The 26,471-nt window shown below is 72.4% G+C and carries 24 protein-coding genes; 7 read left to right on the top strand and 17 right to left on the bottom strand.

The genetic code is table 11. The features are described 5' to 3' along the window. Positions 1–45 precede the first annotated feature (45 nt). Both ACN28G_RS09970 and ACN28G_RS09965 read left to right on the top strand, forming a co-directional pair. Entirely contained in the window at positions 46–1,236 is a 1,191-nt protein-coding gene (locus ACN28G_RS09970; RefSeq protein ID WP_421478953.1) for a CaiB/BaiF CoA transferase family protein, read from the top strand. A gap of 115 nt (positions 1,237–1,351) precedes the next feature. Further along, the gene (locus ACN28G_RS09965) at positions 1,352–1,672 is read left to right on the top strand and encodes an amphi-Trp domain-containing protein (protein WP_091437708.1); all 321 of its coding nucleotides are present in this window, start codon (positions 1,352–1,354) and stop codon (positions 1,670–1,672) included. Positions 1,673–1,805: 133 nt separating this feature from the next. Here ACN28G_RS09965 and ACN28G_RS09960 read toward each other — a convergent pair whose 3' ends face one another. After that, positions 1,806–2,204: a hypothetical protein gene (locus ACN28G_RS09960; protein ID WP_091437704.1), complete on the bottom strand. Its 399-nt coding sequence runs from the start codon at positions 2,202–2,204 to the stop codon at positions 1,806–1,808. An 86-nt stretch (positions 2,205–2,290) separates the two neighbouring features. On the opposite strand from ACN28G_RS09960, the gene ACN28G_RS09955 reads away from it, so the two are divergent. Then, positions 2,291–2,911, top strand: a complete 621-nt coding sequence (locus tag ACN28G_RS09955) for an L-threonylcarbamoyladenylate synthase (RefSeq protein WP_091437701.1) — start codon at positions 2,291–2,293, stop codon at positions 2,909–2,911. Positions 2,912–2,993: 82 nt separating this feature from the next. On the opposite strand, the gene ACN28G_RS09950 is transcribed toward ACN28G_RS09955, so the two are convergent. Next, positions 2,994–5,243 (bottom strand): catalase, encoded by a 2,250-nt coding sequence (locus tag ACN28G_RS09950; protein WP_421478952.1) that lies wholly within the window; start codon positions 5,241–5,243, stop codon positions 2,994–2,996. 194 nt (positions 5,244–5,437) lie between these two features. Between ACN28G_RS09950 and sthA the strand changes: the two genes are divergently transcribed. The 3 genes from sthA (at position 5,438) to ACN28G_RS09935 (ending at position 9,334) form a co-directional block, all read left to right on the top strand. Continuing rightward, complete coding sequence (sthA, locus tag ACN28G_RS09945) at positions 5,438–6,841, top strand: Si-specific NAD(P)(+) transhydrogenase (protein WP_091437699.1); 1,404 nt, start codon at positions 5,438–5,440, stop codon at positions 6,839–6,841. A gap of 187 nt (positions 6,842–7,028) precedes the next feature. Further along, positions 7,029–8,207 (top strand): pectate lyase, encoded by a 1,179-nt coding sequence (locus tag ACN28G_RS09940; RefSeq protein ID WP_139135665.1) that lies wholly within the window; start codon positions 7,029–7,031, stop codon positions 8,205–8,207. A 161-nt stretch (positions 8,208–8,368) separates the two neighbouring features. Next, positions 8,369–9,334, top strand: coding sequence for an SMP-30/gluconolactonase/LRE family protein (locus ACN28G_RS09935; RefSeq protein WP_091437692.1), 966 nt, complete (start codon positions 8,369–8,371; stop codon positions 9,332–9,334). Here the strand turns inward: ACN28G_RS09935 and ACN28G_RS09930 are convergent. The 12 genes from ACN28G_RS09930 to ACN28G_RS09875 all read right to left on the bottom strand — a co-directional run bounded on the left by ACN28G_RS09930 (position 9,294) and on the right by ACN28G_RS09875 (position 21,639). After that, positions 9,294–10,052, bottom strand: coding sequence for an SDR family NAD(P)-dependent oxidoreductase (locus ACN28G_RS09930; RefSeq protein WP_091437689.1), 759 nt, complete (start codon positions 10,050–10,052; stop codon positions 9,294–9,296). The two genes, ACN28G_RS09935 and ACN28G_RS09930, sit on opposite strands and share 41 nt — an antisense overlap. Before the next feature lie 30 nt (positions 10,053–10,082). Then, positions 10,083–10,745: an NADPH-dependent F420 reductase gene (npdG, locus tag ACN28G_RS09925; protein WP_421478951.1), complete on the bottom strand. Its 663-nt coding sequence runs from the start codon at positions 10,743–10,745 to the stop codon at positions 10,083–10,085. 30 nt (positions 10,746–10,775) lie between these two features. Then, entirely contained in the window at positions 10,776–11,111 is a 336-nt protein-coding gene (locus ACN28G_RS09920) for a VOC family protein (RefSeq protein ID WP_091437682.1), read from the bottom strand. Next, positions 11,108–12,091, bottom strand: coding sequence for an LLM class flavin-dependent oxidoreductase (locus ACN28G_RS09915; RefSeq protein ID WP_091437679.1), 984 nt, complete (start codon positions 12,089–12,091; stop codon positions 11,108–11,110). The genes ACN28G_RS09920 and ACN28G_RS09915 overlap by 4 nt, the downstream gene beginning before the upstream one ends. 7 nt (positions 12,092–12,098) lie before the next feature. Further along, on the bottom strand, positions 12,099–13,070 hold the full coding sequence (locus ACN28G_RS09910; RefSeq protein ID WP_091437676.1) for an enoyl-CoA hydratase/isomerase family protein: 972 nt from the start codon (positions 13,068–13,070) through the stop codon (positions 12,099–12,101). 14 nt (positions 13,071–13,084) lie between these two features. After that, the gene (locus tag ACN28G_RS09905; RefSeq protein WP_091437671.1) at positions 13,085–14,077 is read right to left on the bottom strand and encodes an LLM class flavin-dependent oxidoreductase; all 993 of its coding nucleotides are present in this window, start codon (positions 14,075–14,077) and stop codon (positions 13,085–13,087) included. Beyond that, positions 14,074–15,663 carry a class I adenylate-forming enzyme family protein gene (locus ACN28G_RS09900; protein ID WP_421478950.1) on the bottom strand — a complete coding sequence of 530 codons (1,590 nt, stop codon included), beginning with the start codon at positions 15,661–15,663 and terminating at the stop codon, positions 14,074–14,076. The genes ACN28G_RS09905 and ACN28G_RS09900 overlap by 4 nt, the downstream gene beginning before the upstream one ends. Further along, a complete protein-coding gene (locus ACN28G_RS09895; RefSeq protein ID WP_421478949.1) occupies positions 15,660–16,667 on the bottom strand; it encodes an LLM class flavin-dependent oxidoreductase in 1,008 nt (335 codons plus the stop codon). Before ACN28G_RS09895 ends, ACN28G_RS09900 begins: the two co-directional genes overlap by 4 nt. Next, positions 16,664–17,776 (bottom strand): LLM class flavin-dependent oxidoreductase, encoded by a 1,113-nt coding sequence (locus ACN28G_RS09890; RefSeq protein ID WP_091437664.1) that lies wholly within the window; start codon positions 17,774–17,776, stop codon positions 16,664–16,666. Before ACN28G_RS09890 ends, ACN28G_RS09895 begins: the two co-directional genes overlap by 4 nt. 79 nt (positions 17,777–17,855) lie before the next feature. After that, a complete protein-coding gene (locus ACN28G_RS09885; protein ID WP_421478948.1) occupies positions 17,856–18,878 on the bottom strand; it encodes an acyl-CoA dehydrogenase family protein in 1,023 nt (340 codons plus the stop codon). 13 nt (positions 18,879–18,891) lie between these two features. Then, on the bottom strand, positions 18,892–20,043 hold the full coding sequence (locus tag ACN28G_RS09880) for an acyl-CoA dehydrogenase family protein (RefSeq protein ID WP_091437658.1): 1,152 nt from the start codon (positions 20,041–20,043) through the stop codon (positions 18,892–18,894). Positions 20,044–20,076: 33 nt separating this feature from the next. Then, positions 20,077–21,639 (bottom strand): AMP-binding protein, encoded by a 1,563-nt coding sequence (locus tag ACN28G_RS09875; protein ID WP_091437655.1) that lies wholly within the window; start codon positions 21,637–21,639, stop codon positions 20,077–20,079. Between the two features lie 68 nt (positions 21,640–21,707). Here ACN28G_RS09875 and ACN28G_RS09870 point away from each other — a divergent pair, with 68 nt between their 5' ends. After that, entirely contained in the window at positions 21,708–22,802 is a 1,095-nt protein-coding gene (locus tag ACN28G_RS09870) for an MBL fold metallo-hydrolase (RefSeq protein WP_091437651.1), read from the top strand. Between the two features lie 31 nt (positions 22,803–22,833). On the opposite strand, the gene ACN28G_RS09865 is transcribed toward ACN28G_RS09870, so the two are convergent. From ACN28G_RS09865 to ACN28G_RS09855, 3 genes are read right to left on the bottom strand one after another with little or no spacing between them, the layout of a single operon-like run. Then, a complete protein-coding gene (locus ACN28G_RS09865) occupies positions 22,834–24,444 on the bottom strand; it encodes a class I adenylate-forming enzyme family protein (protein WP_421478947.1) in 1,611 nt (536 codons plus the stop codon). Beyond that, the gene (locus ACN28G_RS09860; RefSeq protein WP_091437644.1) at positions 24,441–25,967 is read right to left on the bottom strand and encodes a class I adenylate-forming enzyme family protein; all 1,527 of its coding nucleotides are present in this window, start codon (positions 25,965–25,967) and stop codon (positions 24,441–24,443) included. Before ACN28G_RS09860 ends, ACN28G_RS09865 begins: the two co-directional genes overlap by 4 nt. Beyond that, complete coding sequence (locus tag ACN28G_RS09855) at positions 25,967–26,461, bottom strand: VOC family protein (protein WP_091437640.1); 495 nt, start codon at positions 26,459–26,461, stop codon at positions 25,967–25,969. The genes ACN28G_RS09860 and ACN28G_RS09855 overlap by 1 nt, the downstream gene beginning before the upstream one ends. Positions 26,462–26,471 lie beyond the last annotated feature (10 nt).

Below are 26,471 nucleotides of genomic sequence, written 5' to 3'. Positions count from 1 at the left end.
CTGCGCCGAGGTGACAGCCCGGCAGCGGCCGGTGAAGCTGGAGTCATGTCGCCGGACGCCGGGCACCACCGCACCACGGACCGCCACGACCGGGACTGCTCCCCACCCCGTCCGGGGGCGACCGGCCCGCTGGCCGGGGTACGGGTGGTGGAGTTGGCCAGCCTGGCACCGGCGCCGTTCGGCTGCATGGTCCTGGCCGACCTCGGCGCCGACGTGGTCCGGGTCGACCGTCCCGGTGGCCCGGTTGTGGGCCGGTTGACCCCCGGGGCCACCGGACCGGTGCAGCGCGGTCGACGTGCCGTCGTGCTCGACCTGAAGTCCCCGGCCGGCGTGGCGGACCTGCTGCGCCTGGTGGAGCGCGCCGACGTGCTGGTCGAGGCGTACCGGCCGGGGGTCGCCGAACGGCTCGGCCTCGGCCCGCGGGTCTGCCGGGACCGCAACCCCCGGCTGGTGTACGCCCGGATGACCGGCTGGGGCCAGGACGGGCCGCTGGCGACCCGGGCCGGTCACGACATCGACTACATCGCGGTGGCCGGCGCGCTGGAGCCGTTGGGGCGGGCCGGCGACCGCCCGTACGCCCCGGCGAACCTGCTCGGTGACTTCGCCGGCGGCGGAATGCTGCTGGTCACCGGGGTGCTGGCCGCGCTGCTGGAGCGGGAACGCTCCGGGGTGGGGCAGGTGGTCGACGTCGCGATGGTCGACGGTTCGGCGCTGCTCACCACGTTCCTGCACGGGCTGGTCGACGCGGGCCAGTGGTCGGCGCCACGCGGGCACAACCTGCTCGACGGGGGCGCGCCCTTCTACGACACGTACCGCACCGCCGACGACCGGTTCGTGGCGGTGGGCGCGCTGGAGCCGGCCTTCTACGCCGCGTTGCTCACCGGGCTCGGCCTGGCCGACGCCGCCGACCTGCCCGACCAGTACGACCGCGCCGGCTGGCCGGAGTTGCGCCGCCGGTTCGCCGAGCGCTTCGCCGCGCGTACCCGGGACGAGTGGACCGGGGTCTTCGCCGATTCGGACGCCTGCGTCGCGCCGGTGCTCACGCCCACCGAGGCGCACCGGCACCCGCACAACGCCGCCCGACACACCTTCGTCGAGGTCGGCGGCGTCCGCCAGCCCGCCCCGGCGCCCCGGTTCGACCGGACCCCGACGGCGACGCCCCGGCCGGCGCCGGATCCCGCCCGGGACCGGGTGGGGTTATCTGCCGTCCTGGCGGGGTGGCCGGCGCGACGGTGAATCCCGACGGCGGCGACGTCGCGGTGGTGAATCCCGACGGCGGCGACGTCGCGGTGGTGAGTGCCGACGGCAGCCCGGGACCGGCCCGATGATCTCGGGATGAGAGCATTCCGGAATGGATATCTACGAGGACGCCCGGACCGTGTCCCGGGCGGATCTGGCCGCCTGGCTGCGTCAGGTGGCGAGCCAGTTGGAGAGCACCGGTCAGATCTTCTACGGCGCTGCCGGCACGATCGCCGTGGCCGACGAGGTGCACTGCGAGCTGGAGATCGAGCAGGAGGACGAGGACGAGTTCTCGGTCGAGATCGAGTTCTCCTGGGCACGCCCGAAGACCGCCGACCCGGCCACCGTCGAGGCGACCGGCCCCACCGCCGAGGTGACCGCTCCCCGGGCGGCCGAGGCGGAGCCGGCGGCGGAGAACTCCGGCGCGGAGTAGGGCGGCGCGGACCGCGTGCGGCGACCTCGGCGGTGCGGCGGGCACCCCGACGGCCCCGGGTCGCCGCGACCCCCTCGCTCGGCGGCCACCGGCCGGTGCGGGCGACGCCGACCGGCGGCACCGCTGGCCACCGTCAGCGCAGGCGGCGGCGACCGCTGAGCCAGTCCCGGGCCGCCCGGGTGCTCAGCGCGAAGACCACCCAGGCCAGCAGGCCCAGGCCGACGATCGTGATCGCGCCGAACAGCCCGAGCGAGGCGGTCGCCAGCAGGATCGTCACCACGTACGTCGGGTACGCCGCCCATCGTCGCCGGCCGGCCAGGGCGACCGTCACCAGTGTGCTGGCCCCGGCCATCGCGGCGAAGAACCCGGCGGCACCGAGTGAGCCGTCCTCGGCCACCAGCCGGTGCACCGTCGCGAGTGCGAACAGCAGGGCCAGCAGCGCGAAGATCAGCACGGTGGCCTGTACGGTGCCGGGCATCGGGGGATGCTGGAGCAGGCCCGGGTCGGAGCGGCGGTTGATGCGTACGACCATGCGGACAACGATGGGCTTCTACCCGCACCGTCGGGCGGGCACTGTCGGGAAGTTGACACCGCGCGGGTCGGCCTAAGCTTCCGACCATGGCGAAGTACCTCGACGTGCACCCGGACAACCCGCAGCCCCGGCTGATCGGTCAGGCGGTCGACCTGATCCGCCGGGACGGCCTGATCACCTACCCGACCGACTCGTGCTTCGCGCTGGGCTGCCAGGTGGGCAACAAGGACGGCATGGACCGGATCCGGGAGATCCGCCACCTCGACAGCGGCCACCACTTCACCCTGGTGTGCCGCGACTTCGCGCAACTGGGCCAGTTCGTGCACCTGGGCAACGCGGTGTTCCGGGCCGTGAAGGCGGCCACCCCGGGCAGCTACACCTTCATCCTCCCGGCGACCCGGGAGGTGCCGCGTCGGCTGCTGCACCCGCGGAAGAAGACCGTCGGCGTCCGCATCCCCGCGCACACCGTCGCCCAGGCGTTGCTGGCCGAGCTGGGCGAGCCGCTGCTGTCGAGCACCCTGCTGCTGCCCGGCGACCCCGAGCCGATGACCCAGGGCTGGGAGATCAAGGAACGCCTCGACCATGTGGTCGACGCGGTGGTCGACTCCGGTGACTGTGGCACCGAGCCGACCACGGTGATCGACTTCTCCGACGGCGAGCCCGAGATCGTCCGGGTCGGCGCTGGCGACCCGAGCCGCTTCGCCTGACCCGTCCCGCGCCCGTCGGCGGCCCGCCCCCACCGGGGCCGCCCGCGCGACGGTGCGCGAGGGCGGCCCCGGTGGGTGGAACTCAGCCGAGCGAGGTGGGGAACCGCTGCCACACCCGGTGCGCGGCGAGCAGCTGCTGCACCTCGGCGAGCACCTCCGGAGCGGAGTCGCCCGTGACGACGCCGGGCGTGCCGGTCAGCCCCGCCTGCTCCAGCACGGCGGCACCGGTCCCCCATGCGCCGATCGCCTTGGCGTGCCGCCAGGCCTCCTGGACCAGTAGCAGGACCCGGGGATCCACGGTGACCGAGCTGGCCGCGCCCGCCTTGGCGTCCCGGGCGGCCAACGCGTCCGGCGCCGGTGGCGGTGCCGCCGCCACCAGGACCACGTCGAACTCGACCGACCGGGCGGTGGCGAAGGTCCGCTGCACCGGCAGCTCCCCCAGCTTCCCGCCGTGCGGGGCGATCAGCAGCGGCACCATGTCGGCGGCGAAGACCGCCCGCCGGACCTCGCTGACCCCGTCGAGGTCGCTGTCGCCGTCGACGACGATCCCGACCAGCCGACCGTCGGCCGGCCACTCCCGGCCGACCTGCGACAACGCCGGGCTTGGCGCGACGTCGGCCAGCGGCTCGGTGGGCTGCGGCGCGGGCAGGCCCAGCCCGGCGGCGACCTGGGCGCAGAGCACCGGGTCGATGTTGGCCAGGCACTGCAGCTGGCGCTCCTTGATCGCCTGGTGGTAGCACTTGGCCAGCTCGAAGGTGTAGGCGCGGACGATGTGCTCCTGCTCCACCGGCGACATGCTCAGCCAGAACAGGCGGGCCTGGCTGAAGTGGTCGTCGAAGGAGGCCGGGTTCGCCCGTACCTTGGGGGCCTGGGCCACCGTCACCGGCACGTCGAGGAACGCGTGTTCGGCGTCGCCGGCCGGGAAGGGGTTGCCCCCGTCGAGCGAGTTCGGCCGGTACGGCGCGACCCCGGCGTGCACGGCGTGCTGGTGGAAACCGTCGCGCAGCATGTCGTTGACCGCCGCGTGCGGGCGGTTGATCGGGATCTGCGAGAAGTTCGGCCCGCCGAGGCGGGTCAGCTGCGTGTCGACGTAGGAGAAGAGTCGGCCCTGCAGCAGCGGGTCGTTGGTGACGTCGATGCCCGGCGGCAGGTGCCCCAGGTGGAACGCCACCTGCTCGGTCTCGGCGAAGAAGTTCGTCGGCGTACGGTTCAGCACCAGCCGGCCGACCGGCTGCACCGGGGCCAGCTCCTCCGGCACGATCTTCGTCGGGTCGAGCAGGTCGATGCCGGCGAAGGTCTCCTCCTCGGTGTCCGGGAAGACCTGGATGCCCAGCTCCCACTCCGGGTACGCGCCGGCCTCGATGGCGTCGTAGAGGTCCCGCCGGTGGAAGTCCGGGTCGATGCCGTTGATCAGCTGCGCCTCCTCCCAGTCCAGGGAGTGCACGCCGAGGCGGGGCTTCCAGTGGAACTTGGCAAGCACCGTCTCACCGGCGGCGTTGATCAGGCGGAAGGTGTGGACCCCGAAGCCCTCCATCGTCCGGTACGACCGCGGGATGCCCCGGTCGGACATGTTCCACATGGTGTGGTGCTGCGCCTCGGTGTGCAGGGAGACGAAGTCCCAGAAGGTGTCGTGCGCGCTCTGCGCCTGCGGGATCTCCCGGTCCGGGTGTGGCTTGCCGGCGTGGATGATGTCGGGGAACTTGATGGCGTCCTGGATGAAGAAGACCGGCATGTTGTTGCCGACCAGGTCGAAGGTTCCCTCCTCGGTGTAGAACTTGGTGGCGAAGCCCCGGGTGTCGCGCACCGTGTCGGCCGAGCCTCGCGAGCCCAGGACGGTGGAGAACCGGACGAAGACGTCGGTCTCGTGGTCCTTGGCCAGGAAGCCGGCCCGGGTGACCGCCGTGGCGGTGCCGTACGCCTTGAACACGCCGTGTGCCCCCGCGCCGCGGGCGTGCACGACCCGCTCCGGGATGCGCTCGTGGTCGAAGTGGGTGATCTTCTCGCGGAAGTGGTGGTCCTGGAGCAGCGTCGGTCCGCGTGGCCCGGCCTTCAGCGAGTGGTCGGTGTCGCGCAGCCGCGCCCCCTGCGCGGTGGTGAGGTACGCGCCCTGCTGGCCCTTGGCGACCGCCGGGACCCCGGTGGGCGCGCCGGTCGGGGTGACGGTCCCGGGGGACCCCTGCTCCTTCTTCGGGGGCAACGGCTCGCGGGGCGTCGTCGGCTCCTCAAGCGTCGGAGGCGCACTGCCCGGAGCACCGGGAATGTCCGGGGTCAGCACGTCGACGACCTTCTCCACGGCGTCCTTGACCACCTTGGCGGGCTTACGGGAATCCATCTGGACGGGTACCTCCATGCGATCGCTGCCGGGCACTGCTGGTGGCTACGGCCACTGCCCCACCCGCTACCCTGGTCAACGCGAGCGAAACAGACTGGTTGTCCGACCTATGTCGTGGTTGTCCCGCCGGTGCCGTGGTGTGACGCCGACCGCTCCACTGGCGCGAGTGGCCGCATCTTGCGAGGCTGTCGGGCGTGTATGACTACGACCTGTTGGTGCTGGGCTCCGGACCCAGTGGTCAGAAGGCGGCGATCGCCGCCGCCAAGCTCGGCCGGCGGGTCGGCATCGTCGACCGCCGCGACATGCTCGGTGGGGTGTGCATCAACACCGGCACCGTGCCCTCCAAGACGCTGCGCGAGGCCGTGCTCTACCTGACCGGCCTGAGCCAACGCGACCTGTACGGCAGCAGCTACCGGGTGAAGGACGAGATCACCGTCGGTGACCTGGCCGCCCGGACCCAGCACGTGATCAGCCGGCAGACCGACGTCATCCGGAACCAGTTGGCCCGCAACCGGGTCTCGATGATCACCGGTACCGGCCGGTTCGCCGACGACCACACCATCCTGGTCGACGGCGACTCCGGCCGCGAGTCCCGGGTGACCTTCGACAAGGCGATCATCGCCGCCGGCACCCGCCCGGCCCGCCCGGACAGCGTCGACTTCGACGACCGGACCATCGTCGACTCCGACGGCGTGATCAACCTGCAGGCCGTGCCGCGCAGCATGGTCGTGGTGGGCGCCGGGGTGATCGGGATGGAGTACGCCTCCATGTTCGCCGCCCTCGGCACCAAGGTCACCGTGGTGGAGCGGCGGGACAAGATGCTCGACTTCTGCGACGAGGAGGTCGTCGAGTCCCTCAAGTACCACCTGCGCGACCTCTCCGTGACGTTCCGCTTCGGCGAGGAGGTCGCCTCGGTCGAGAAGCACCAGACGGCGGCCCTGTGCGTGCTCAAGAGCGGCAAGAAGATCGTCGCGGACACCGTGATGTACTCCGCCGGCCGCCAGGGACAGACCGACGACCTGGCCCTGGAGTCGGCCGGCCTGGAGGCCGACCGGCGCGGCCGGATCACGGTGGACGCCAACTACCGCACCAGTGTGGCGAACATCTACGCCGTCGGCGACGTGATCGGCTTTCCCGCACTGGCCTCCACCTCGATGGAGCAGGGCCGGCTGGCCGCCCAGCACGCCTGCGGCGAGCCGGTCCGCGAGATGCACGAGCTGCAGCCGATCGGCATCTACACCATCCCCGAGATCAGCTTCGTCGGCCGGACCGAGGAGCAGCTGACGGAGAGCTCGACGCCGTTCGAGGTGGGCATCGCCCGCTACCGGGAGCTGGCCCGGGGCCAGATCGTCGGTGACTCGTACGGGCTGCTGAAGCTGCTCGTCTCGCCCAGCGACGGCCGGCTGCTCGGCGTACACGTCTTCGGCACCGGCGCCACCGAGATCGTGCACATCGGACAGGCGGTGATGGGCTGCGGCGGCACCATCGACTACCTGGTCGACGCGGTCTTCAACTACCCGACCCTGGCCGAGGCGTACAAGGTGGCGGCCCTGGACGCGGCGAACAAGATCCGCAACATCACCCGCATCGACGGCTGATCCCGCGACGGGCCATTGCAACGATCATCGATATGTTGTTCGCTGGGAAAGCGCTTGTCCGGGCCGGCGGCGCAGGTCCCGTCTCCGACGGGCGTCCGGGCACGGTCCAGGTCCCGCCGCGTCGGTGTCCGTCGGGCAGCGGATGCCGGGACGGCCCGTGGGCCCCTCCCAGCAGCAGGAGAACAACATGCGACACAGCCGGCGCCACCGGGCGCTGCTCATCCTCACCACGACAACAGCCACCCTGGCCGCCGCCGGCGTGGTGGCCACGGCGGGCACCGCCCAGGCAGCCGTCGGCTGCCGGGTCACCTACACGGTCGCCTCGCAGTGGTCCGGCGGCTTCGGTGCCAACGTCACCCTCACCAACGTCGGCGACCCGCTCACCTCGTGGACGGTCACCTGGTCGTTCACCGCCGGCCAGACGGTCGTGCAGGCCTGGAACGCCACCGTCACCCAGAGCGGCAGCACGGTCCGGGCCGCCAGCGAGAGCTACAACGGCAACCTCGCCACCAACGCCTCGACCTCGTTCGGCTTCAACGGCAGCTGGAACAACACCAGCAACCCGGCACCGACCAGCTTCGCGGTCAACGGCGTGACCTGCACCGGCGGCACCAACCCGACCGCACCGCCCACCACGCCACCGACCACTCCGCCCTTCACCCCACCGCCGACCAACCCGCCGTCGACCGGTGCCTGGCCCACCCCCACCGGTCAGGTGAACGTCAACGGCACGATCGAGGTCTCCGGCACGCTCGACGGCGGGCTGCGCCGCTACTGCTGCATCGGCGACGGCAGTCAGGAGGAGAGCCAGGACCCGATGTTCCGGCTCGCCGCCGGGGCCACCCTGCAGAACGTCATCATCGGCGCGCCCGCCGGTGACGGCGTGCACTGCGCCGGGCCGTGCACGCTGCGCAACGTGTGGTGGGAGGACGTGGGCGAGGACGCCGCCACCTTCCGGGGCAGCGGCTCACCCACCTTCCTGGTCGACGGCGGCGGCGCCCGCAGCGCCAGCGACAAGGTCTTCCAACACAACGGCCCGGGTACGTTGACCGTCCAGAACTTCCAGGCCACCAACTTCGGCACCTTCTACCGCTCCTGCGGCAACTGCTCCACCCAGCACCGGCGCAACGTCGTCCTGCGCAACATCACGTTGACCCGCCCGGGCAACACCGTGGCCGGCATCAACGTGAACTACGGCGACACCGCCCGGTTCTCCCAGATCACCATCGTCAACGACGCCAGCCGGTCGATGGTGATCTGCCGCAAGTACAACGGCAACAACAGCGGCAACGAGCCCACCCAGGTCGGCACCGGCGCCGACGGCACCAACTGCCTCTACTCCTCCGCCGACCTCAGCTACCGCTGACCGGACGACCGGGAACCCGTGCGGGCCGCCACAGGCCCACGCGGGTTCCCCTCCGGGGAGGTGTCGGGATCAGCCGGCGCACGGTGGAGTGGAAAACTACTCACCGCCGAGGGGGCATCCGCCCCGGCCCGGCTCGACCACCGACGAAGGAGCCAGACAGCGTGACCGGATCCGTACGGATGCTCACCGAGCCGGTGGCGCACCATGGCGAGGGCCCGATCTGGGACGACCGGCTGGACCGACTCGTCTGGGTCGACATGCTCGCCGGGCGGGTGCTGCTCACCGACCTGACCGGCCGGACCACCGCGGTCGAGGTCCCCGATCCGGTGGCCGCGTTCGTCCGGCCGATCGCCGGCGCGGCCGACCACCTGGTGGTCGGTGAGCGCACCCTCTGGCGGGTGGACCTGACCGCCGGCGCCGACCCGGACCGGACCGGGCCGGTCGGGACCGGCACGGTCGGGACCGGGACCGGCACGGTCGGGGCGGGGCACCCCGAGCGGGTCGGGGAGCTGCCGCTGGCCGACGGGGTACGCAGCAACGACGGCGGGTGTGCCCCGGACGGCACCCTCTTCGTCGGGACGATGGCCTACGACACCGCGCCGGGGCGGGGCGACGTGTTCGTCCTGCGCGCGGACGGCCGCATCGAGGTGGCGTTGGCCGGCACCACGGTCAGCAACGGCCAGCAGTTCCTCGACGACCGGCGGGTGCTCTTCGTCGACTCCCCCACCGGGCTGCTGCGCGAGTACCGCCGGGGGGCCGACGATCGCTGGACCGCACCCCGGGAGGTGGCCGCCTGCGCGCCGGGCAGCCCCGACGGGATGTGCGTGGACGCCGACGGCGGCGTCTGGGTCGCGCTCTTCGACGGCGCGATGGTGCGTCGGTGGTCCCGCGACGGCGAGCTGACCGACGAGATCGCCCTGCCGGTACGCCGGCCGACAAGTGTCGCGCTCGGCGGACCGGACCGGCGGACCCTCTTCGTCACCACCAGCGCGTTGGGCCGGGAACCGGGCGGCGACCCGGCGGCCGGTGCGCTCTTCGTGGTGGACGTGGAGGTGCCGGGGGTGCCGGTGCACCCCTGGCGGCCGGTCAGCGTGGTGCCATCCGGAGCGCGCCGTCGAGACGGATGACCTCGCCGTTGAGGTAGTCGTTGCCGATGATGGCCAACACCAGGTCGGCGTACTCCCCGGTGGTGCCGAAGCGGCTGGGGAACGGTACGCCGGCGGCGAGGCCGTCCCGGTACTCCTGTGACACGGTCTCCATCATCGGGGTCTGCATGATGCCCGGCGCGACGGTCATCACCCGGATGCCGTGCGGGGCGAGGTCCCGGGCGGCCGGCAGGGTCAGCGCGAGCACCCCGCCCTTGGACGAGGCGTACGCGGCCTGGCCGATCTGACCCTCGTAGCCGGCTACCGAGGCGGTGTTGACGATGACCCCCCGCTGACCGTGCCGGTCCGGCGCGGTCCGGGCGATCGCCTCGGCCGCCAGGGTCAGCACGGTGAAGGTGCCGATCAGGTTGACCCGCACCACGGTGGCGTACAGGTCGAGGTCGTGGCTGCCGCGCTTGCCGAGGATCCGCTGCGACGGCGCGATCCCGGCGCAGTTGACCACGGTCCGCAGCGGGTCGTCGCCGGCTGCCGCGTCGGCGACCGCCGCCCGGACCGCCGCCGCGTCGGTGACGTCGACCTCGACGTACCGCACGCCGGGTGGGGCCTCGGCGGCGGCGACGGCGGGTCCGAGGTCGAAGCCGTGGACGGTGGCGCCCCGGGCGGCCAGGGCCGCGGCGGTGGCCGCGCCGAGGCCGGAGGCGGCGCCGGTGACGATGGCGACGGTACGGGCGAGGTCCATCGGGGGTGCTCCTTCTGCTGCGGGGGCAGATCAGACGTTGGTGACGCGCAGGCCCGCGTGGGCCCGGTACCGCCGGTTGACCGCGATGAGGTTGGCGGTGAACGCCTCGACCTGGTGGGCGTTGCGCAGCCGCCCGCCGTAGACGCCCCGCACGCCGGGGATGACCGCGGCCAGGTCCTGGACCAGGTCGGTGGCCGCCCGGTCGTCACCGAGCACGAGGACGTCGGTGTCGACCTGGTCGAGGTCGGGGTCCTCCAGGATCACCGCCGAGACGTGGTGGAACGCCCCGACCACCGTCGAGTCGGTGAGGATGGCCGCGGCCTGCTGGGCGGCGGAGCCCTCGGCGACGGTCAACGGGTAGGCGCCCTGCTTGTCGAAGCCCAGCGGGTTGACGCAGTCGACCACGATCTTGCCGGCCAGCGTCGGGGCGAGCGCGGTGAGCAGGTCGGCGTGGCCGTCGAAGGGGACGGCCACCACGACGATGTCGCCGGCCGCGGCGGCGTCGGCGTTGTCCGCCCCCCGGACCCGGCCGGGCAGGGCCGCGGCGGTCTGCGCCGCCCGGTCGGCGTCCCGGGAGCCGAGGACGACGTCGAGTCCGGCGGCGGCGAACCGGCGGGCGAGCCCCCGGCCCTGCGGGCCGGTGCCGCCGAGCACGGCGACGGTCCGGCCGCGCAGCGCGTCACTGATGGTCATGGGGTTCCTTCTCTCGTACCGGCCGGAGGATCAGGGCAGGCGTTGGTAGACCACGAACGGGTTGCCGCCCGGGTCGGTCACCACGGCGCGCCGCTCGTGCGGCCCGACCACGGGTTCGGCGGCGGTGGCGCCGGCCGCCACCAGCTGCGCGAGGGTGGCGTCCAGGTCGTCCACCGCCACCCCGAGCAGGGTACGGCCGGCCACGGGTTGCTGGGAGGCGTCGGCGAGGCCGATGGTGACGGTGCCGTCGGTGAGCGCGGCGTACCGGTCACCGTCGCGGAACTTCACGGTCAGCCCGAGGGCGGTGTAGCAGGCGAGCTGGGCGTCCAGGTCGGCGGCGGGGACGATCACGTGTCCGATCCTCATGGCCGGAACCTCGGCATGACCTCGCGGGCGAACCGTTCCACGATCTCGACGGAGCGCTCGATCGGCAGGCCGAGCCACTGGGCGCGGAACACGAAGTGGTTGAAGCCGGCGTCGGCGAAGTCCTGGATCTTCGCGGCGATGTCGTCGGGTGAGCCGAAGAAGAGCGCCTTGGCCTTGATGGCGTCCCACTGCGACTCGAAGAAGTCCATGCCGTACTGGACGTACTCGCCGTAGGAGCGTTTCACCGCGTCACCGGCGACGGCGAACGCGGCGTCGGCGGAGTCGGCCACACAGAGGTCCCGGTGGATCGGGAAGACCGCGTCCCGCTCGTCGAAACCGGCCGCCCGCCGCTGCTCGCGGTAGTCGGTCAGGTTACCCACCGCCCAGTTGCGGCGGACGTTGGACGGGGCCAGCCAGGGCAGTCCCTGCCGGGCGATGCGGGCGATGCCGGTCGGGCCGTTCGCGCCCACCCAGACCGGTGGGTGCGGTCGCTGCACCGGCAGCACGCTGCACCGCACCCCGTCGAGGGTGAAGTGCTTGCCCTCGTGGTGCACCGGCTCGCCGGTCCACAGCTGCTGCATCACCTCCAGCGCCTCGGTCATCCGGGAGACCCGGGTCCGCCGTTCGATGCCGAAGGCCGAGAACTCGACGTCGCGGTAGCCCGAGCCGATGCCGAGCACGAACCGGCCGCCGGACATCTGGTCGATGGTGGCGATCTCCTCGGCCCAGTGCACCGGGTGGCCCAGCGGCAGGATGAGGATGCCGGTGCCCAGCTGCATGGTCCCGGAGTGGTCGACGAGGCGGCTCAGCAGCGGCAACGGCTGCGGGGTACTCAGCGAGGACAGGTAGTGGTGGATGCCGAACACCGAGTCGTAGCCCAGGTCGCGGACGTGCTGGACGTACTCGACGGTCTCGTCGAGGCGTCGCCGCAGGTCGTCGCCGGGGGCGTACTGGTGGTCGAGCAGGATGCCGAACCTCACGCCGGGCCTACTCTTCCCGCGACCGGGTGTCGCTGAGCCGGAAGTACGGGGCGACCAGCCGGTCCCGGTCGGCCAGCGCCTGGCCGATGCCCTTCTCCCGGCGCTCCTTGAGGAAGTTCCAGTCGCCGTCTTCGAAACTGACGTTGGTGGCCCAGCCGTGCCCGACCCAGCCGGTCATCGCGCCCAGGCCCTTGCCCCGGGCCTCCATCACCACCTGCATCATCGACTTGCCCATCATCAGCGAGTCCAGCGGCATCACCGCGATCGCGTCGGCGTAGTCGTCGACCCAGCGCTGCAGTTCGTCGCGCTCGACGACCTTGGTGACCAGGCCCTTGCGTTCGCCCTCCTCGGCGCCGATGGCCCGCATGGTCAGCATGACGTCCTTCATCGTGGTCAGGCCGACCTTCTCGATCCAGTGGTACATGTCCTGCGGCGCGGGGCCCAGGTACCGGAACGCCGGGTGGGTGAAGCGGGCGTCCGGGGAGGCGATCACGATGTCGGCGGAGAGCGCGATCTGGAAGTGGCCGCCGTAGCAGTAGCCCTGCACCTGGCAGATGGTCGCCTTCAGCGACTCGATGATCGGGCGGGTGAAGCCGGAGCTGAGCACGTTGCGGTCGGGCAGGATCCGCTGGCGCTGCGCCGGCCGGCGGCGCGAGGCCTTGTCGGTGCCGGTCTTGTAGCCGATGTAGTGGCCCAACTCGGCGGCGTCCGCGCCGGTGCCGAAGTGCTCACCCTCGCCCTTGAAGACGATGACCTTGACCCGGTCGTCGGTCTCGGCCTCCTTCACCAGGTCACCGACGCGCTCGAAGGCGGCCACCGGGATGGCGTTGAGCCGCTCGGGGCGGTCGAAGGTGATGGTCGCGACGGCCCGCTGCTCGTCGACGTCGTACCGGACGTACCTCGCCAGGACCTCGGGGTCGACCTCCATGTTCTCGACGTCCCACTGGTTCTCCAGCAGCTCGGCTTCGGTCTTCTTCACGGCGGTTCCTTAGGTCAGGGGGTACGGAAGGCGGGGATCACTTCGGTGGCGAAGAGCCGCAGCGAGGCGCGGAGCTTCTCGGTGGGCATGCCCAGCCACCCGGGACGGAAGATGAGATGGTCGAAGCCCAGGTCCCGCAGGGCGGAGATCCGTTCCACGAGGAACTCCGGCGAGCCCAGCAGCAGGGTGTTGCGGACCAGGTCGTCGAAGCGGTCCCGTTGCCAGCGCAGCGCCGGGTACTCGGCGTAGGTCGAGTACTCGACCCGGGCGTGCGGCAGCGCCTCGGCGACTGCCTGCTCGGTGCTCGGGGCGCAGTACAGCTCCACCCCGACCGGCCGCTGCACGGATGCCGGGTCCCGGCCGTACTCGGCAAGCGCGTCGTTGTAGACGGCCAGGTGCTCGGGGAGGAACCGGCGGCTCGGCGAGTTGCCCGGGGCGTACCAGGCGTCACCGAGCCGGGCCGCCCGGCGGACCGCCTTCTTGCCGCCGGCGCCGATCCAGATCGGCGGACCGCCCGGGGTCAGCGGCCGGATGCCGATCGTGGCGTCGGTCTGCGGGTAGAACTCGCCGTCGTGGTCGACCCGTTCGCCGCTCCAGAGCGCCCGGATCAGCCGCAGGCTCTCGTCGAAACGCCGGAACCGGCTCTCCGGGTCGACGCCGAGGGCGGCGAACTCGTTCTCCCGGTAGCCCGCGCCGACGCCGAGGACGACCCGACCTCCGGAGAGGTGGTCCAGGGTGGCGAACTCCTCGGCGATGTGCACCGGATGGAACATCGGCAGCAGCAGGATGCCGGTGCCCAGCATCATGTCGCCGGAGCGGGGGATCAGGCTGGCCAGCATCGAGATCGGCTGCGGGGTGGCCAGGTTGGACTGGAAGTGGTTGATCGTCCACACCGAGTCGTAGCCCAGCTCGGCGGCGAGTTCGACGGTGCCGAACAGGTCGTCCAGGTGCCGGCCGAGGTCGTCACCGTGCGGGTACTGGTGCGAGGCCATGATGCCGAACCTCATCGCCCACCCCCCGTCTCCGCCGACACAGCCGCTGCGCGGCTGGGCTCAACGGCCTCCGGCAGGGGGGCCGCTGCGCGGCTGGTCTTACCGGTGCTGCTGCGTTCCAGTTCGGGTACGAACTCGATCCGCCGGGGGGTCTTGAAGTGGGCCAGCCGGTCCCGGGCGAAGGCGACCAGGCGTGCGGTGAGGTCGGCGTCGGTGACGGTGTCGTCGGACGCGCGGACCACCAGCGCCACCGGGATCTCCCCCAGCCGGTCGTCGGGTCGACCGAGCACCCGTACGTCGCGCACCAGCGGATGCCCGCGCAACTCGTCCTCGATCTCCTCGGGCCAGACCTGGAACCCACCGCACTTGATCATGTCCCGTTTCCGGCCGACCAGGAAGAGCACCCCGTCGGCGTCGACGTAGCCCATGTCGCCGGTGTGCACCCAGCCGTCGCGGACCAGGTCCCGGGAGGCCTCGGCGTCGTCGACGTACCCCCGGGTCAGCGCGGAGCGCACCACCACCTCGCCCTCGGCGTCGGTAGGTAGGGCGGCGCCGGCCTCGTCGCGGATCTCCAGCTCCACCCCCGGGTAGACCCGACCGGCCGAGCCGGGCTTCCACCGGCCCTCCTTCATGTCCCGGCCGGTCCAGCCGGCGATGTGCCCGGCCTCGGTGGAGCCGTAGTTGACCAGGATGGGTACCCGGTAGCGCTGCTCGAAGGCGCGGCGGACCGGCCAGGAGATGGCCTGGCCGGCCACCAGGACCGACTTCACCCCGGCGAAGGGCAGGTCCCGTTCGGCGTGCACGATGTCGAAGACCATGGTGGGCAGGAAGAAGAAGTTGTCGAAGGCGAACCGCTCCATCAGGTCGGCGAGCCGGTCCACGCCGAAGCGTTCCCAGACCACCGCCGGCCGGCCGACGAAGAACGCGAAGAGCAGCGAGTGCTGGCCGCCGCTGTGGAACAGCGGCAACGCGATGAGGTTCGGCCTGGCCCCGGGCGCGGCGGTGCCCTCGGAGTCGCTGCCGGTGCTGACCCGGGCCAGGCGCATCAGCGACTCCCGGGTGCCGCCGTGGGTGACGCTGACGGCCTTCGGCCGCCCGGTCGTGCCGCCGGTGAACAGGATGCAGGCCTCGGCCGCCGGGTCGACCTCGACCGGCGGCACCACGACCTCCTGCCGCCAGGGCAGCGACGGTACGCCGGCCAGCGGTTCCCCGACGCTGCGCAGCGGGATCCGGGCCCCGGCGAGCACCTCGGCGACCACCTCCGGGCGACGGTCGTCGACCAGCAGCAGCCGGGGGTCGGTCTTGGCCACCGACTCGGCGAGTTCGGCGGCGTTGTAGAGGCTGCTGACGGTCACCGGCACGGCGCCGATCTTCCAGGCGCCGAAGAGGAAGAAGACCGTCTCGGGGCCGTTGGTCAGGTAGTAGGCGACCCGGTCACCGGGGCCGACGCCCTCGGCGCGCAGCGCCGCGGCGACCCCGCCGGCGAGCAGGTCGATCTGCTCGAAGGTCCACGACCGGCCGTCCTCGCCGTGCAGGCCCGGCACGTCGCGGCGGTCCAGCGCCCGGCCCTGCAGGATCCGGGCCAGGTTGCCGGCGCTCACCGGGTCACCTCACCGGCGGTGGTCGGGGTGCTGACGCGGGGGATGACCTCCGCGCCGAAGCGGGCGAGCTGGTCCATCGCCTCGGCCTGGCCGACGCCGACGAACTGGTGGCGCAGCGAGACCTCGGTGATGCCGAGGTCGTTCTCCCAGCGCCGGAGCTTCTCGACGATCTCGTCGGCCGACCCGACCAGGCAGTCCCGCGCCAGGTACCGGTCGAGGTCGATGCCCTGGGCGTCGTCCCACGACTTGTAGCCGGCGTACTGGCGTTGCAGGTGGGGGCGGACGTCGGCGACGGCGGCGCGGTAGCTGTCGCCGAGGTAGGCCTCGCGGCTCATCGGGTACTCCCGCGTCAGGTCGAAGCCGCGCTCGGCCAGGTCGGCGCGGTAGATGCCGAGCAGCCGGGCGAGTTCGGTGTCGTCGCCCTTGGGGCCGATCAGCCAGGGGGCGTCCAGGCGGGCGGCGCGGCGGATGGCCGGCTCGGCGAACGCGCCGATCCAGATCGGTGGGCCGTCGGGCTGCACCGGGCGCAGGGCCAGCGACGCGCCGGGGACCTCGCCCCAGCTGCCGGCGATGTCGATGGTCTCGCCGGCGAACAGCGCCCGCAGCATCGGCACGTACTCGCGCAGCCGCCGCAGCCGGTCCTCCCAGGCCACGCCGAAGGCGGTGGTCTCGCGGCGGCGGTAGCCGGCGCCGATGCCGACGGTGAGCCGGCCGCCGGAGAGCACGTCGAGGCTGGCCAGATCCTCGGCGAGGGCGACCGGGTTGAGCAGCGGCGCCAGCAGGACCCCGAAGCCGATGCGGACCCGGCTGGTGGCCCGGGCCAGATAGCCGGCCAGCGGGATCGGTTGGACGAACGCCGAGCGGGCCAGGAAGTGGTGTCCGAGGTAGACGGCGTGGAAGCCGGCGGCCTCGGCGGCGGCGGCCTGGGCCAGGACCCCGTCGACGCCCTCGACGGCGGAGGCCGACGGGTCGAACTGGGCGCTCAGGAAGCAGCTGATCTTCACCCGACGACCGCCTCGGTGGCGACCGCCGGAACGTCGGTGCGGCCGGCGTCGGTGGCGGCGGTGTCCTGGGCCCGGAAGTGCGGGATGACCTTGTCGGCGAACTCCTCCATCGACCGCAGGGCGGCCCTGCGGTCCAGCGACGGGATCCGCAGCCAGCCGATGTAGTGGTTGATGCCGAGTTGCTCGCGCAGCATCTCGATGGTCTCGATGACCCGCTGCGGCGAGCCGAAGTTCCCGCCGTGGGTGAGCGTCTGCTCCAGGGTCAGCAGTTCGATGTTCTTGGCCACCGCCGCGTAGTAGGCCTTCTCCTGGGCGATGGCGTCCTCCGAGCCGGGGATGACCTTGCCGACCGACTTGTAGTAGTTCATCGCCGCCTGGGCCGCGGTCCGTAGGCCCTCCTCGCCGTCGCCGCACCAGACCTGCTGCATGAACGGCACGTCGTAGCCGGAGAGGTCGAAGCCGTTGTCCCGCATGGCCTGCCGGTAGAGGCTGAAGTTCTTCTGCATGATGCCCAACGGTGTGAAGTTGGGTGAGGTGATGATCGACTCGCCGCGGGCGCCGCGTTCCCGGAAGCTGTCCGGCGAGACGGTGCCCTGCAGGATCGGCGGGCCACCGGGGGTGAACGGCCGGGGGTAGGTGGTGACGTCGTCGTAGTGGAAGATCTCGCCGTGGTAGGAGAAGCTCTCCTGGGTCAGCGCCAACCGCAGGATCTCCAGGGTCTCCTGGTAGCGCTGCTTGGACTCGGCCAACGGGATGCCGAAGCCGGCGAACTCGGCGGGCTGGTAGCCCCGGCCGACGCCGATGGAGACCCGGCCGCCGCTGAGCACGTCGAGCGCGGCGATGTCCTCGGCCAGGCGCAGCGGGTCGTGCAGCGGCAGCACGAGCACGGCGGTGCCGATGGTGATCCGGGTGGTCCGCTCGGCCACGGCCATGCCGAAGTTCAGTGGGCTGCCGAGGATGCCGTACTTCGAGAAGTGGTGCTCGGCCAGCCAGATCGAGTCGAAGCCGAGTTCGTCGGCCAGTTGGATCTCGTCGAGGGTGTCCCGCAGCACCTGGTGGTCGGATGCGCCGTCGGCCACCGGGAACAGGTTCATGATTCCGAACTTCACGGCTTCTCCTTGTTTATTCCGACCAGCCGGTATGTTACTGGTTTGCTGCCGGGCCTGCAAGAGTTCCGCAGGTCAGGCCCTATGCCGCCCGGCGATCCCGGATCCGCAGTTCACCGGTACGCCGCCGGTGCCAGGAGCCGGCGGCGAACCGGGCGTCCAGCACGAGGGCCCGGCGCAGGAACAGGTGCGGGTCGGCCTCCATGGTGATGCCCATCCCGCCGTGCACCTGGATGCAGCGTTCGGCGGCGAAGACCCCCGCCCGGCCCGCCGCCGCCTTCGCGGCGTGCACCTGGATCGCCGCGTCCGGGCGGTCGTTCTCCACCGCCCAGGCGGCGTAGAGGGTCAGGTCCCACGCGGCCTTGCGCGCGGTGAGGGCCTCGGCGAGCTGGAAGGCGACCCCCTGGAACGAGCCGATCACCCGACCGAACTGCTGCCGGGTACGGGCCTGCTCGGCGGCCAGGTCGATCGCCCCCTGCGCCACCCCGCACAGCTCGGCGGCGACCACCAGGGCGGCCCGGCGCACCCCGGCGCCCACCGGGTCGGCGTGCGCGGGTGCGGTGAGGGTGACCTCCGACAGCGGCACCGACGGGTCGACCGACTGCCGTGCGGTGATCCCGGCCGACCCGGCGGTCCAGACCCCCTCGGCGCCCAGCACGGCGAAGCCGTCGGCCTGCGCCGCGTACGGCACCAGGGTCCGCACCAGCGGGTCCGGGCTGACCCGGTCGGCCCAGCCGGCGGCACCCGGCACGTCGACGGCGGTGGTGAGCACCCGACGGCCCTCCAGCACCTTCTCGGGCACCGGCCCGGTGCCACCGGCACCGACGAGCAGCTGCACGGCTGCGGCGTGGGCCGGGAACCGGCTCGCCACCAGTTGCGCGCCGAGCGCCTCGACGGCGACGAGCAGGTCGATCAGGCCGGATCCGATGCCGCCGGCTGACTCGGGCACCCCGAGCAGCCCGAAGTCGCGCAGCAACGGCCCGTCGCAGGCCGGGGCCTGCCACCCGTCGTTCAGCGCGGCGCGTGCCGTACCCGGCTCGGCCGCGGCCAGCGACCGTACGGTCCGGCCGATGTCCTGTTGTTCGTCAGTGAAGGTCGCGCGCATGCGGCCACTCCGCTCAGCGTGAGCGGGGCAGGTGCAGCACCCGCTCCGCGAGAATCGACTTCTGGACTTCCTCCGTGCCGCCCTCGATGGTGTGGGCGCGGGCCCGCAGGTACCGGTGCATCCGGGCCGCGGCCCCGGCACCGTCCAGCAGCACCCCGCCGGCCTCGTCGAGCTGCACGGCGAGCCGGTTGGCGTTCTGCACCACCCCGGCCCACAGGCTCTTGAGCGCCGAGGTCTCCGGCCCCGGTACGCCACCGGCCCGGCTCTCGCCAAGCATCCGCATCGACCCGATCCGGACCGCCTCGGCGTCGCACTGCAACGCCCCGACGGTGTCGACGAAGGCGCTGTCGTCGGCCATCCCCCGGGCGACGGCCAGGTCGACGACCCGGTCCACCGCCTGACGGGCCCAGACCCACAGGTTCAGCGCCATGCTGCCGCGTTCGAAGGCGAGCGTGGTCAGCGCGACCGTCCAGCCGTTGCCCACCCCGCCGAGCACGTCGGCGTCGGGCACGAAGACGTCGTCGAGGTACATCTCGTTGAACTCGGTGTCCCCGTTGATCATCACCAGTGGACGGACGGTGAAGGCGTCCATCGGCGCGAGGAAGTAGGTGATGCCCCGGTGCTTCGGCGCGTCGGTGTCGGTGCGCGCCAGCAGCAGGCACCGGGAGGCGTTGTGCGCGTTGGAGGTCCAGATCTTCGCGCCGTTGATCCGCCAGCCACCGTCCACCCGGGTCGCGGCGGTACGCAGGCTGGCCAGATCGGAGCCGGAACCGGGCTCGCTGAAGCCCTGACACCAGTACTCGTCGCCGCGCAGGATGCCGGGCAGGTGCCGGGCCTGCTGCTCGTCGGTGCCGTGCGCGATGATCGTCGGCCCGGCCAGCATCATGCCCACCCCGTTGAGCGGGTACGGCGCGCCGCGGACCGCGGCCTCCTCGTTGAAGATGGCCTGGGCCAGCGCGTCCAGTCCCCGGCCACCGTGCTCGACCGGCCAGGACAGCCCGGCCCAGCCGCCGGCGCAGAGCCGGTCCTGCCACACCCGGGAGTAGTGCTCGCGCTCGTCCTGCGACAGGTCCTCCTGGTCGGGCACGTCGCGCAGCGCCTCGTCGAGCCAGTCGCCGACCTCGCGCCGGAACGCCAGATCGGTGTCGCTGTCAGCGAAGTCCATGCCCACCTCCCACCGGGTCGTGCACCGTGCCGGTCACGCGGACACCTGCGTACGGGGCGTGAGCCGGGCCTTGTAGAGCTTGCCGTTGGGGTCCCGGGGCAGCGCGTCGCGTACCACGTAGGACACCGGTCGTTTCGGTTTGGCCAGCCGGTCGGCGAGGTGCCGGCGCAGCTCGGCGAGGGCGGCGTCGGCACCGGGCGCGGTCTCACCGAGGACCAGGTGCGCCTGGGGCACCTCGCCGAACTCCGGATCGGGTACCCCGACCACGCCGGCGTCGGCCACCCACTCGTGCTCCAGCAGCGCCGCCTCGATCTCGGCCGGGTAGACGTTGACCCCGCCGACCAGGATGAGTTCGGCCGCCCGGCCGGTGATGTAGAGGAACCCGTCGGCGTCGACGTGGCCGACGTCCCAGACGGTCATCAGCCCGTCGCGCCGCGCGCCGTCGGTCTTGCCCGGGTCGTTGTGGTACTCGACCCGGTCGTCGCCCTGGCGCATGTACACGATGCCGGTCTGCCCGGCGGGCACCTCGTTGCCCAGCTCGTCGAGGATCTTCAGGGTCGAGATCGAGGCGGGCCGCCCGACCGTGCCCGGGTGGGCCAGCCACTGCTCGGGCCTCGCGACCGTGGTGCCCACCTCGGTCGAGCCGTAGTACTCGTAGACCACCGGGCCGAACCAGTCCAGGATGCGCTGCTTGACCTCGCGGGGGCAGGGCGCGGCACCGTGCAGCACGTAGCGCAGCGAGGAGACGTCGTAGCTCTCGCGGACCTGCGGGGGCAGTTGCAGCAGCCGGTAGAAGTGCGTCGGCACCATGCTGGTCCCGGTGACCCGCCGGTCCTGCACCCGCCGCAGGAAACCCTCCGGGGTCCAGCCGTCCATCAGCACCATCGTGCCGCCGGCGTGCAGCGCGCCCATCGCGCCGGTGATGTTTGCCGAGTGGTACATCGGGGCGCAGACCAGCCAGGAGGCGAAGGCCGGACGCTCCATCCCGAACTCCCGGAACAGCCAGGTGTAGGTGAGCGCGCCGGTGTCCGCGTCGACACCGCTCAACGGCCGCTTGACGCCCTTGGGCCGACCGGTGGTGCCGGAGGTGTACATCATCAGCGACCCGGCCGGGGTCTGTTCGGGGCTGGTCGCGGGCTGCCCGGCGGTGAGCGCCGACAGTGGCTGGGCCCGGTCGCTGGTGGGGGTGCCGTCGACGAAGACCTGGATGCCGTCGGTGCTCCCGGCGGCGGTGCTCCCGGCGGCGGCGACCACGACGTGTTCCACCCGCTCGGAGCCGACCACCACCTTCGCCCCGCTGTCGGCCAGGATGTAGGCGACCTCGGGCTCGGTGAGGTGGTAGTTGAGCGTCACCAGGTAGAGCCCCGACTGCATGGCGGCGAGGTAGAGCGCGACCAGTCCCGCACTGTTGGTCATGACCGCGGCCACCGTGTCGCCGGTACGCAGGCCGGCGTGCTCGCGCAGGCCGTGCGAGATCCGGTTCACCTCGGCGAACAGCTCCCCGTAGGAGATCCGCCGGTCGTCGGCGGTCACGATCGCGCACAGGTCGGGCTCGGCAGCTGCCCAGAGCCGAAAGCCGGTCCGCTCCTCGCTCATCGGACTCCTTGAGTTTGATTCCGACCATCCGGTATGTTGATGTCTCACAGTAAGGGAGCCGCCCGACGATGTCCATACCCGTGAGCGACGCACACGCCGCCAGCTACCGCGCCCGCCAGGTACCGGCCACCACCGAGCTGGTCGACGGGGTCTGGGCGGTCCCCGTTCCGCTGCACGGCAGCGCGCTACGCTACGTGACCGTCTTCCTGATCGACACCGCCGACGGGCTGGTCCTCGTGGACGCCGGCTACGACCACCCGAGCTGCTGGACGTCGCTGCGCGAGTCGGTGGCCGCCCTCGGTCACCGGGTCGAGGCCATCACGACGGTCCTGCTCACCCACAACCACCCCGACCACGTGGGGCTGGCCGCCCGGCTGCGCGAGGTGGCCGGGGCGCGGATCGTGATGGGTGCCGCCGACGACTTCGCCACGATGCACCGTACCCGGGGGCCCTTCCTCGACCAGCTGCGTGCCGCCCTGGAGCTGACCGGCGCACCCCGCGCGGTCGTCGAGGCGATGTACGCCGACGCCGTCGCGGTCGCCGAACACCACGAGAACCTGCCGCTGGACCTGGCCCTGACCGACGCCACCGCGCTGCGCTTCGGCGACGTGACCATCCACGCGGTGCCCACCCCCGGGCACACCTACGGACACACCGTCTACCTCGACGACCGGGGGCTGGTCTTCACCGGCGACACCATGATGGCCGAGGGGCCGACCCAGCTCGCCATCGTCAGCCGCGCCGACGACGACCCGGCGCGGGACCTGTTCGACTCGCTGGCGCGCATCGGCGACCTCGGCGCCGCCATCGCCTGCCCGGCCCACCAGTACCCCTACCGCGACCCCGCCGGCCGCGCCGAGCGGCTCGCCGCGTTCCACCGCGACGAGATCGACACGGTACGGCAGCTGGCCCACGACGCGGCCGGGCCGGACCGGCGCGCCGGCACCGCCGGGGCGGACCTGCACGCCGGCACCGCCGGGGCGGACCTTCACGCCGGCACCGCCGGGGCGGACCCCGCCGCCGGCGGCGTCACCGCCTGGCAGCTCGCCCAGCGGATGACCTGGAAGAAGCCGTGGGACGACCTGGGCCGGGGCACCCGCCGCTTCGCCCTGGTGCACGCCCTGGCCCTGCTGCGCCACGCCACCGGCACCGCCCGCCGGTAGCGCCCGCCGGCACCGCCCGCCGGTAGCGGGGTCAGCCCCCGCTGCCGGCGTCGCCGGCACTGCCAGCGCTGCCGGCGTAGCGCCAGTCCGGCCGCAGCGTGCCGCGCAGCTCACGCAGGGAACGCTTGAGCACCTTGCCCGACGGGTTCGTCGGGAACTCCGGTACCAGGTAGACCTCCTTCGGGACCTTGAACCGACCCAGCCGCCGCCGGGCGTGCCCGATGAGGTCCTCGGGCGTCAGCCCCGGCCGGCCGACCACGAACGCCACCGGCACCTCCTGCCACACCGGGTCCGGCGCGCCCACCACCGCGGCGGCCAGCACCAGCGGATGGTCGGCCAGCACGTTCTCGATCTCGGCGCTGGAGATGTTCTCCCCTCCGCTGCGGATCATGTCCTTGAGCCGGTCGCGGATGTACAGGTAACCGTCGGCGTCCAGCCGGCCCACGTCGCCGGTGTGGAACCAGCCGTCGCGGAACGCCGCCGCGGTGGCCGCCGGGTCGTCCAGGTACCCCGGGCTCACCTTCGGGCCCCGGGCGACCACCTCGCCGTCCTGGCCCACCGGCACGTCGCGGCCGTCCGGGTCGACCACCCGGACCTGCACCCACGGCACCGGGATGCCCACCGAGCCCTGCTTGGACTCCTGGTGCGCGGCGTCCAGGTAGGTCAACCCGCTGCACGTCTCGGTGAGCCCGTAGCCCTCGATCAGTCGCGCCCGCGGGAACAGCTCACGCGCCACGGCGAACAACGCCGAGGTCACCTGGGAGTAGATGACCCACCGCACCGAGGAGAGGTCCGCCTCGACCTCGGTGGCCCGCCGGACCATGTCCAGCATCGTCGCCGCCAGCACCATCCCGGTGATCCGCTCGGCCTCGATCACCCGCCGGACGGCCGCCGGCTCGAACCGCCGTTGCAGCACCATGCAGCCGCCCACGTGCCAGATGCCGTAGCCGGGCAGGTCGGTGCCGCCGACGTGGTACAGCGGCGCGACGTTGAGGATCCGGTCGCTCGGGCGCAACCCCAGCTCGACGACCTGGGCGTGCATGTTCATGTTCACGTTGCCGTGGGTGAGCAGGACCCCCTTGGGCAGGCTGGTCGTGCCGGAGGTGTAGACGATCCGTTGCAGCGCGCCGTCGTCCAGCTCGGCGTCGGGGACCCGGGTGCCCCGGTGGGCCGCGACGAGCGAGCGCAGGTCAACCCAGCTCGCGTCGCCGGCTCCCCGGCGACCGACCGGATCTCCGATCGGCTCCAGCGCGAACCGGCGTACCCCCGCCACGCCGGCCCGGGTCAGGGCGGCGTCGGTCAGCTCGGCGTACTCCGGAACGGTGGCGACCGCCTCGACCCGGGCGTGGCCGATCAGCTGCGCCAGCTCCCCCGCGGTCAGCCGGTAGTTCAGCGGTACGAAGACCGCGCCGAGCTTCGCCAGCGCCAGGGAGAGGAGGAGGAACTCCGGGACGTTGTTCGCCACGATCGCCACCCGGCTGTCCCGGCGTACCCCCTCGACGGACAGGCCGGCGGCCAGCGCGTTGACGTCGACGTCGAGCTGCCGGTGGGTCCACCGGCGGTCCTCGAAGACCAGCGCGTCGTCGTCGCCGAAACGGAGCGCGTTACCGGCCAGCATGGCGGCGATGTTCGCGGTGCTCACCGGGGCACCACCGGCTCCTCGCGCAGGGCCTTCTTGAGCACCTTGCCGGAGTCGTTGCGCGGCAGCGTGGCCACCAGTTGCACGTACCTGGGCACCTTGTAGCGGGCCAGCGCGGCCCGGCAGTGCTCGCGCAGCTGTTCGGCGGTGGTGGTCGCGCCCTCGCGCAGGATGACGAACGCCTTCGGCACCTCGTCCCAGCGCGGGTCCGGCACCCCGATCACGGCGACCTCGGCCACGTCGGGGTGCTGGGCCAGGACCCGCTCGACCTCGGCGCTGGCGACGTTCTCCCCACCGGACTTGATCAGGTCGGTCCGCCGGTCGACGAACCACAGGTAGCCGTCGGCGTCGATCCGCCCCACGTCGCCGGTGCGGAACCAGCCGTCGCGCCGGGTCCGCCGGTTCGCCTCGTCGTCGCGCCAGTAACCGGGAGAGATCTTCTCCCCCCGTACGATGATCTCCCCCTCGACGCCCGGGGCGACCGGCTGGAAGTCCTCGTCGACGATCCGGATGTGCACCCCGGGAAACGGCGCGCCGAGCGCGCCCAACTTGGACTCCTCGTGGGCGGCGTCGAGGTAGCAGACGCCGTTGCACAGCTCGGTCATGCCGAAGGTGTCGACCAGGCGCACGTGCGGCAGCCGGCGCTTGACCTGCTGCCGCACGCTCGGCGCGACCCCGGCGAAGAGCAGGTACCGCAGGGTGGCCAACTCCGGCGGCTCGGCCAGGTCGAGCAGGCCGAAGAGGATCTGCGCGGCGAGCACCATCCCGGTGATCCGTTCCGCGTCGGCGATCCGGGCGATGTCGGCCGGCTGGAACGTCGGGGTGAGCACCATCGTCGCGCCCGCCACGAAGACCGCCAGCCCCGGCGCCTCCAGGCCGCTGACGTGGAACAGCGGCGCGGAGACCAGGATCCGGTCGGCCGGGGTCAGCTCCAGTTCGAGGATCTGCGCGAGGTGGTTGGCGGTGAGGTTGCCGCAGGTGTGCATCACGCCCTTGGGGCGGGCCGTGGTGCCCGAGGTGTAGAGCAGCCGGTGCAGGTCGGCGGGTCCGCGCTCGACGTCGGGCACCCGCACCCCGGCCGGTTGGGCGGCGAGCAGGTCGGCCAGCCGCCGGGCGTCGGCCACCACCCGGGTCTCGTTGGCGACCAGCAGCCGCAGCCCGGTGGCACCGGCCACATGGGCCGCCTCGTCGGCGAAGTCGTCGTCGTAGAGCAGCCCGGTGATGCCCGCCTGCTCGACGACGTACGCCTGCTCGGCGGCGTGCAGCCGCCAGTTCAGCGGCACCGAGACCGCGCCGAGGCGGCTCAGCGCCAGCAGCTCCAGGACGTACCGGCCGGTGTTGCGCCCCAGCACGCCGACCAGGTCACCGGTGGCCACGCCCGCCTCGCGTAGCGCCGCGGCGTACCGGTCGACGTCGGCGTCCAGTTCGGCGTAGGTCCAGCGGTCCGCCCCGTCGACCAGGGCCTGGTGGTCGGCGCGGCGCAGGGCCTGCCGGCGCAGGTGCTCGGTGAAGTTGCTGCCGGCCATCAGCGGCCGCCCTCGCGCCGCTGGGCGCGGATCTCCTCGCGGGACGGCAACGAGACGAACTCCAGCAGGTTGCCGTCGAGGTCCCGGGCGGCGAACGCGGTGATGTGGCCGTAGTTCTCCAGCAGCACCCGGTTCGGCGTGGTCAGGCACTCGGCCCCCAGGTCGACCAGCCGCTGGTGCAGCTCGTCCATCTCCTCCACCGGCACCGCGAAGCTGAGCAGGAACGGGCCCAGCTCCAGGTGCCCGCCGGTGGCGGTGCGCCGCGGGGTGCCGTTCCACTCGATCAGTTCGAGCTGGCCGACCTGACTCGGGCCCTGCAGGTACTGGACCCGACCGGTGGTGCCGGCGGGCAGCCCCAACGACACCTCGATGCCGGGTCCGCCGACGTCGGTACGCAGGGTCCGGCGGTAGCCCAGCGCCTTCTCGTAGAACTCCGCGGCGCGGTCGACGTCGGAGACGGTCATGGCCACGTGGTGTACTTCGCTGACCGGCATGGTGACTCGC

The organism is Micromonospora sp. WMMA1923, assembly GCF_049179195.1.
GTDB classification, from domain to species: domain Bacteria; phylum Actinomycetota; class Actinomycetes; order Mycobacteriales; family Micromonosporaceae; genus Micromonospora; species Micromonospora yangpuensis.
This window is presented reverse-complemented; position numbering and strand designations above follow the sequence as displayed.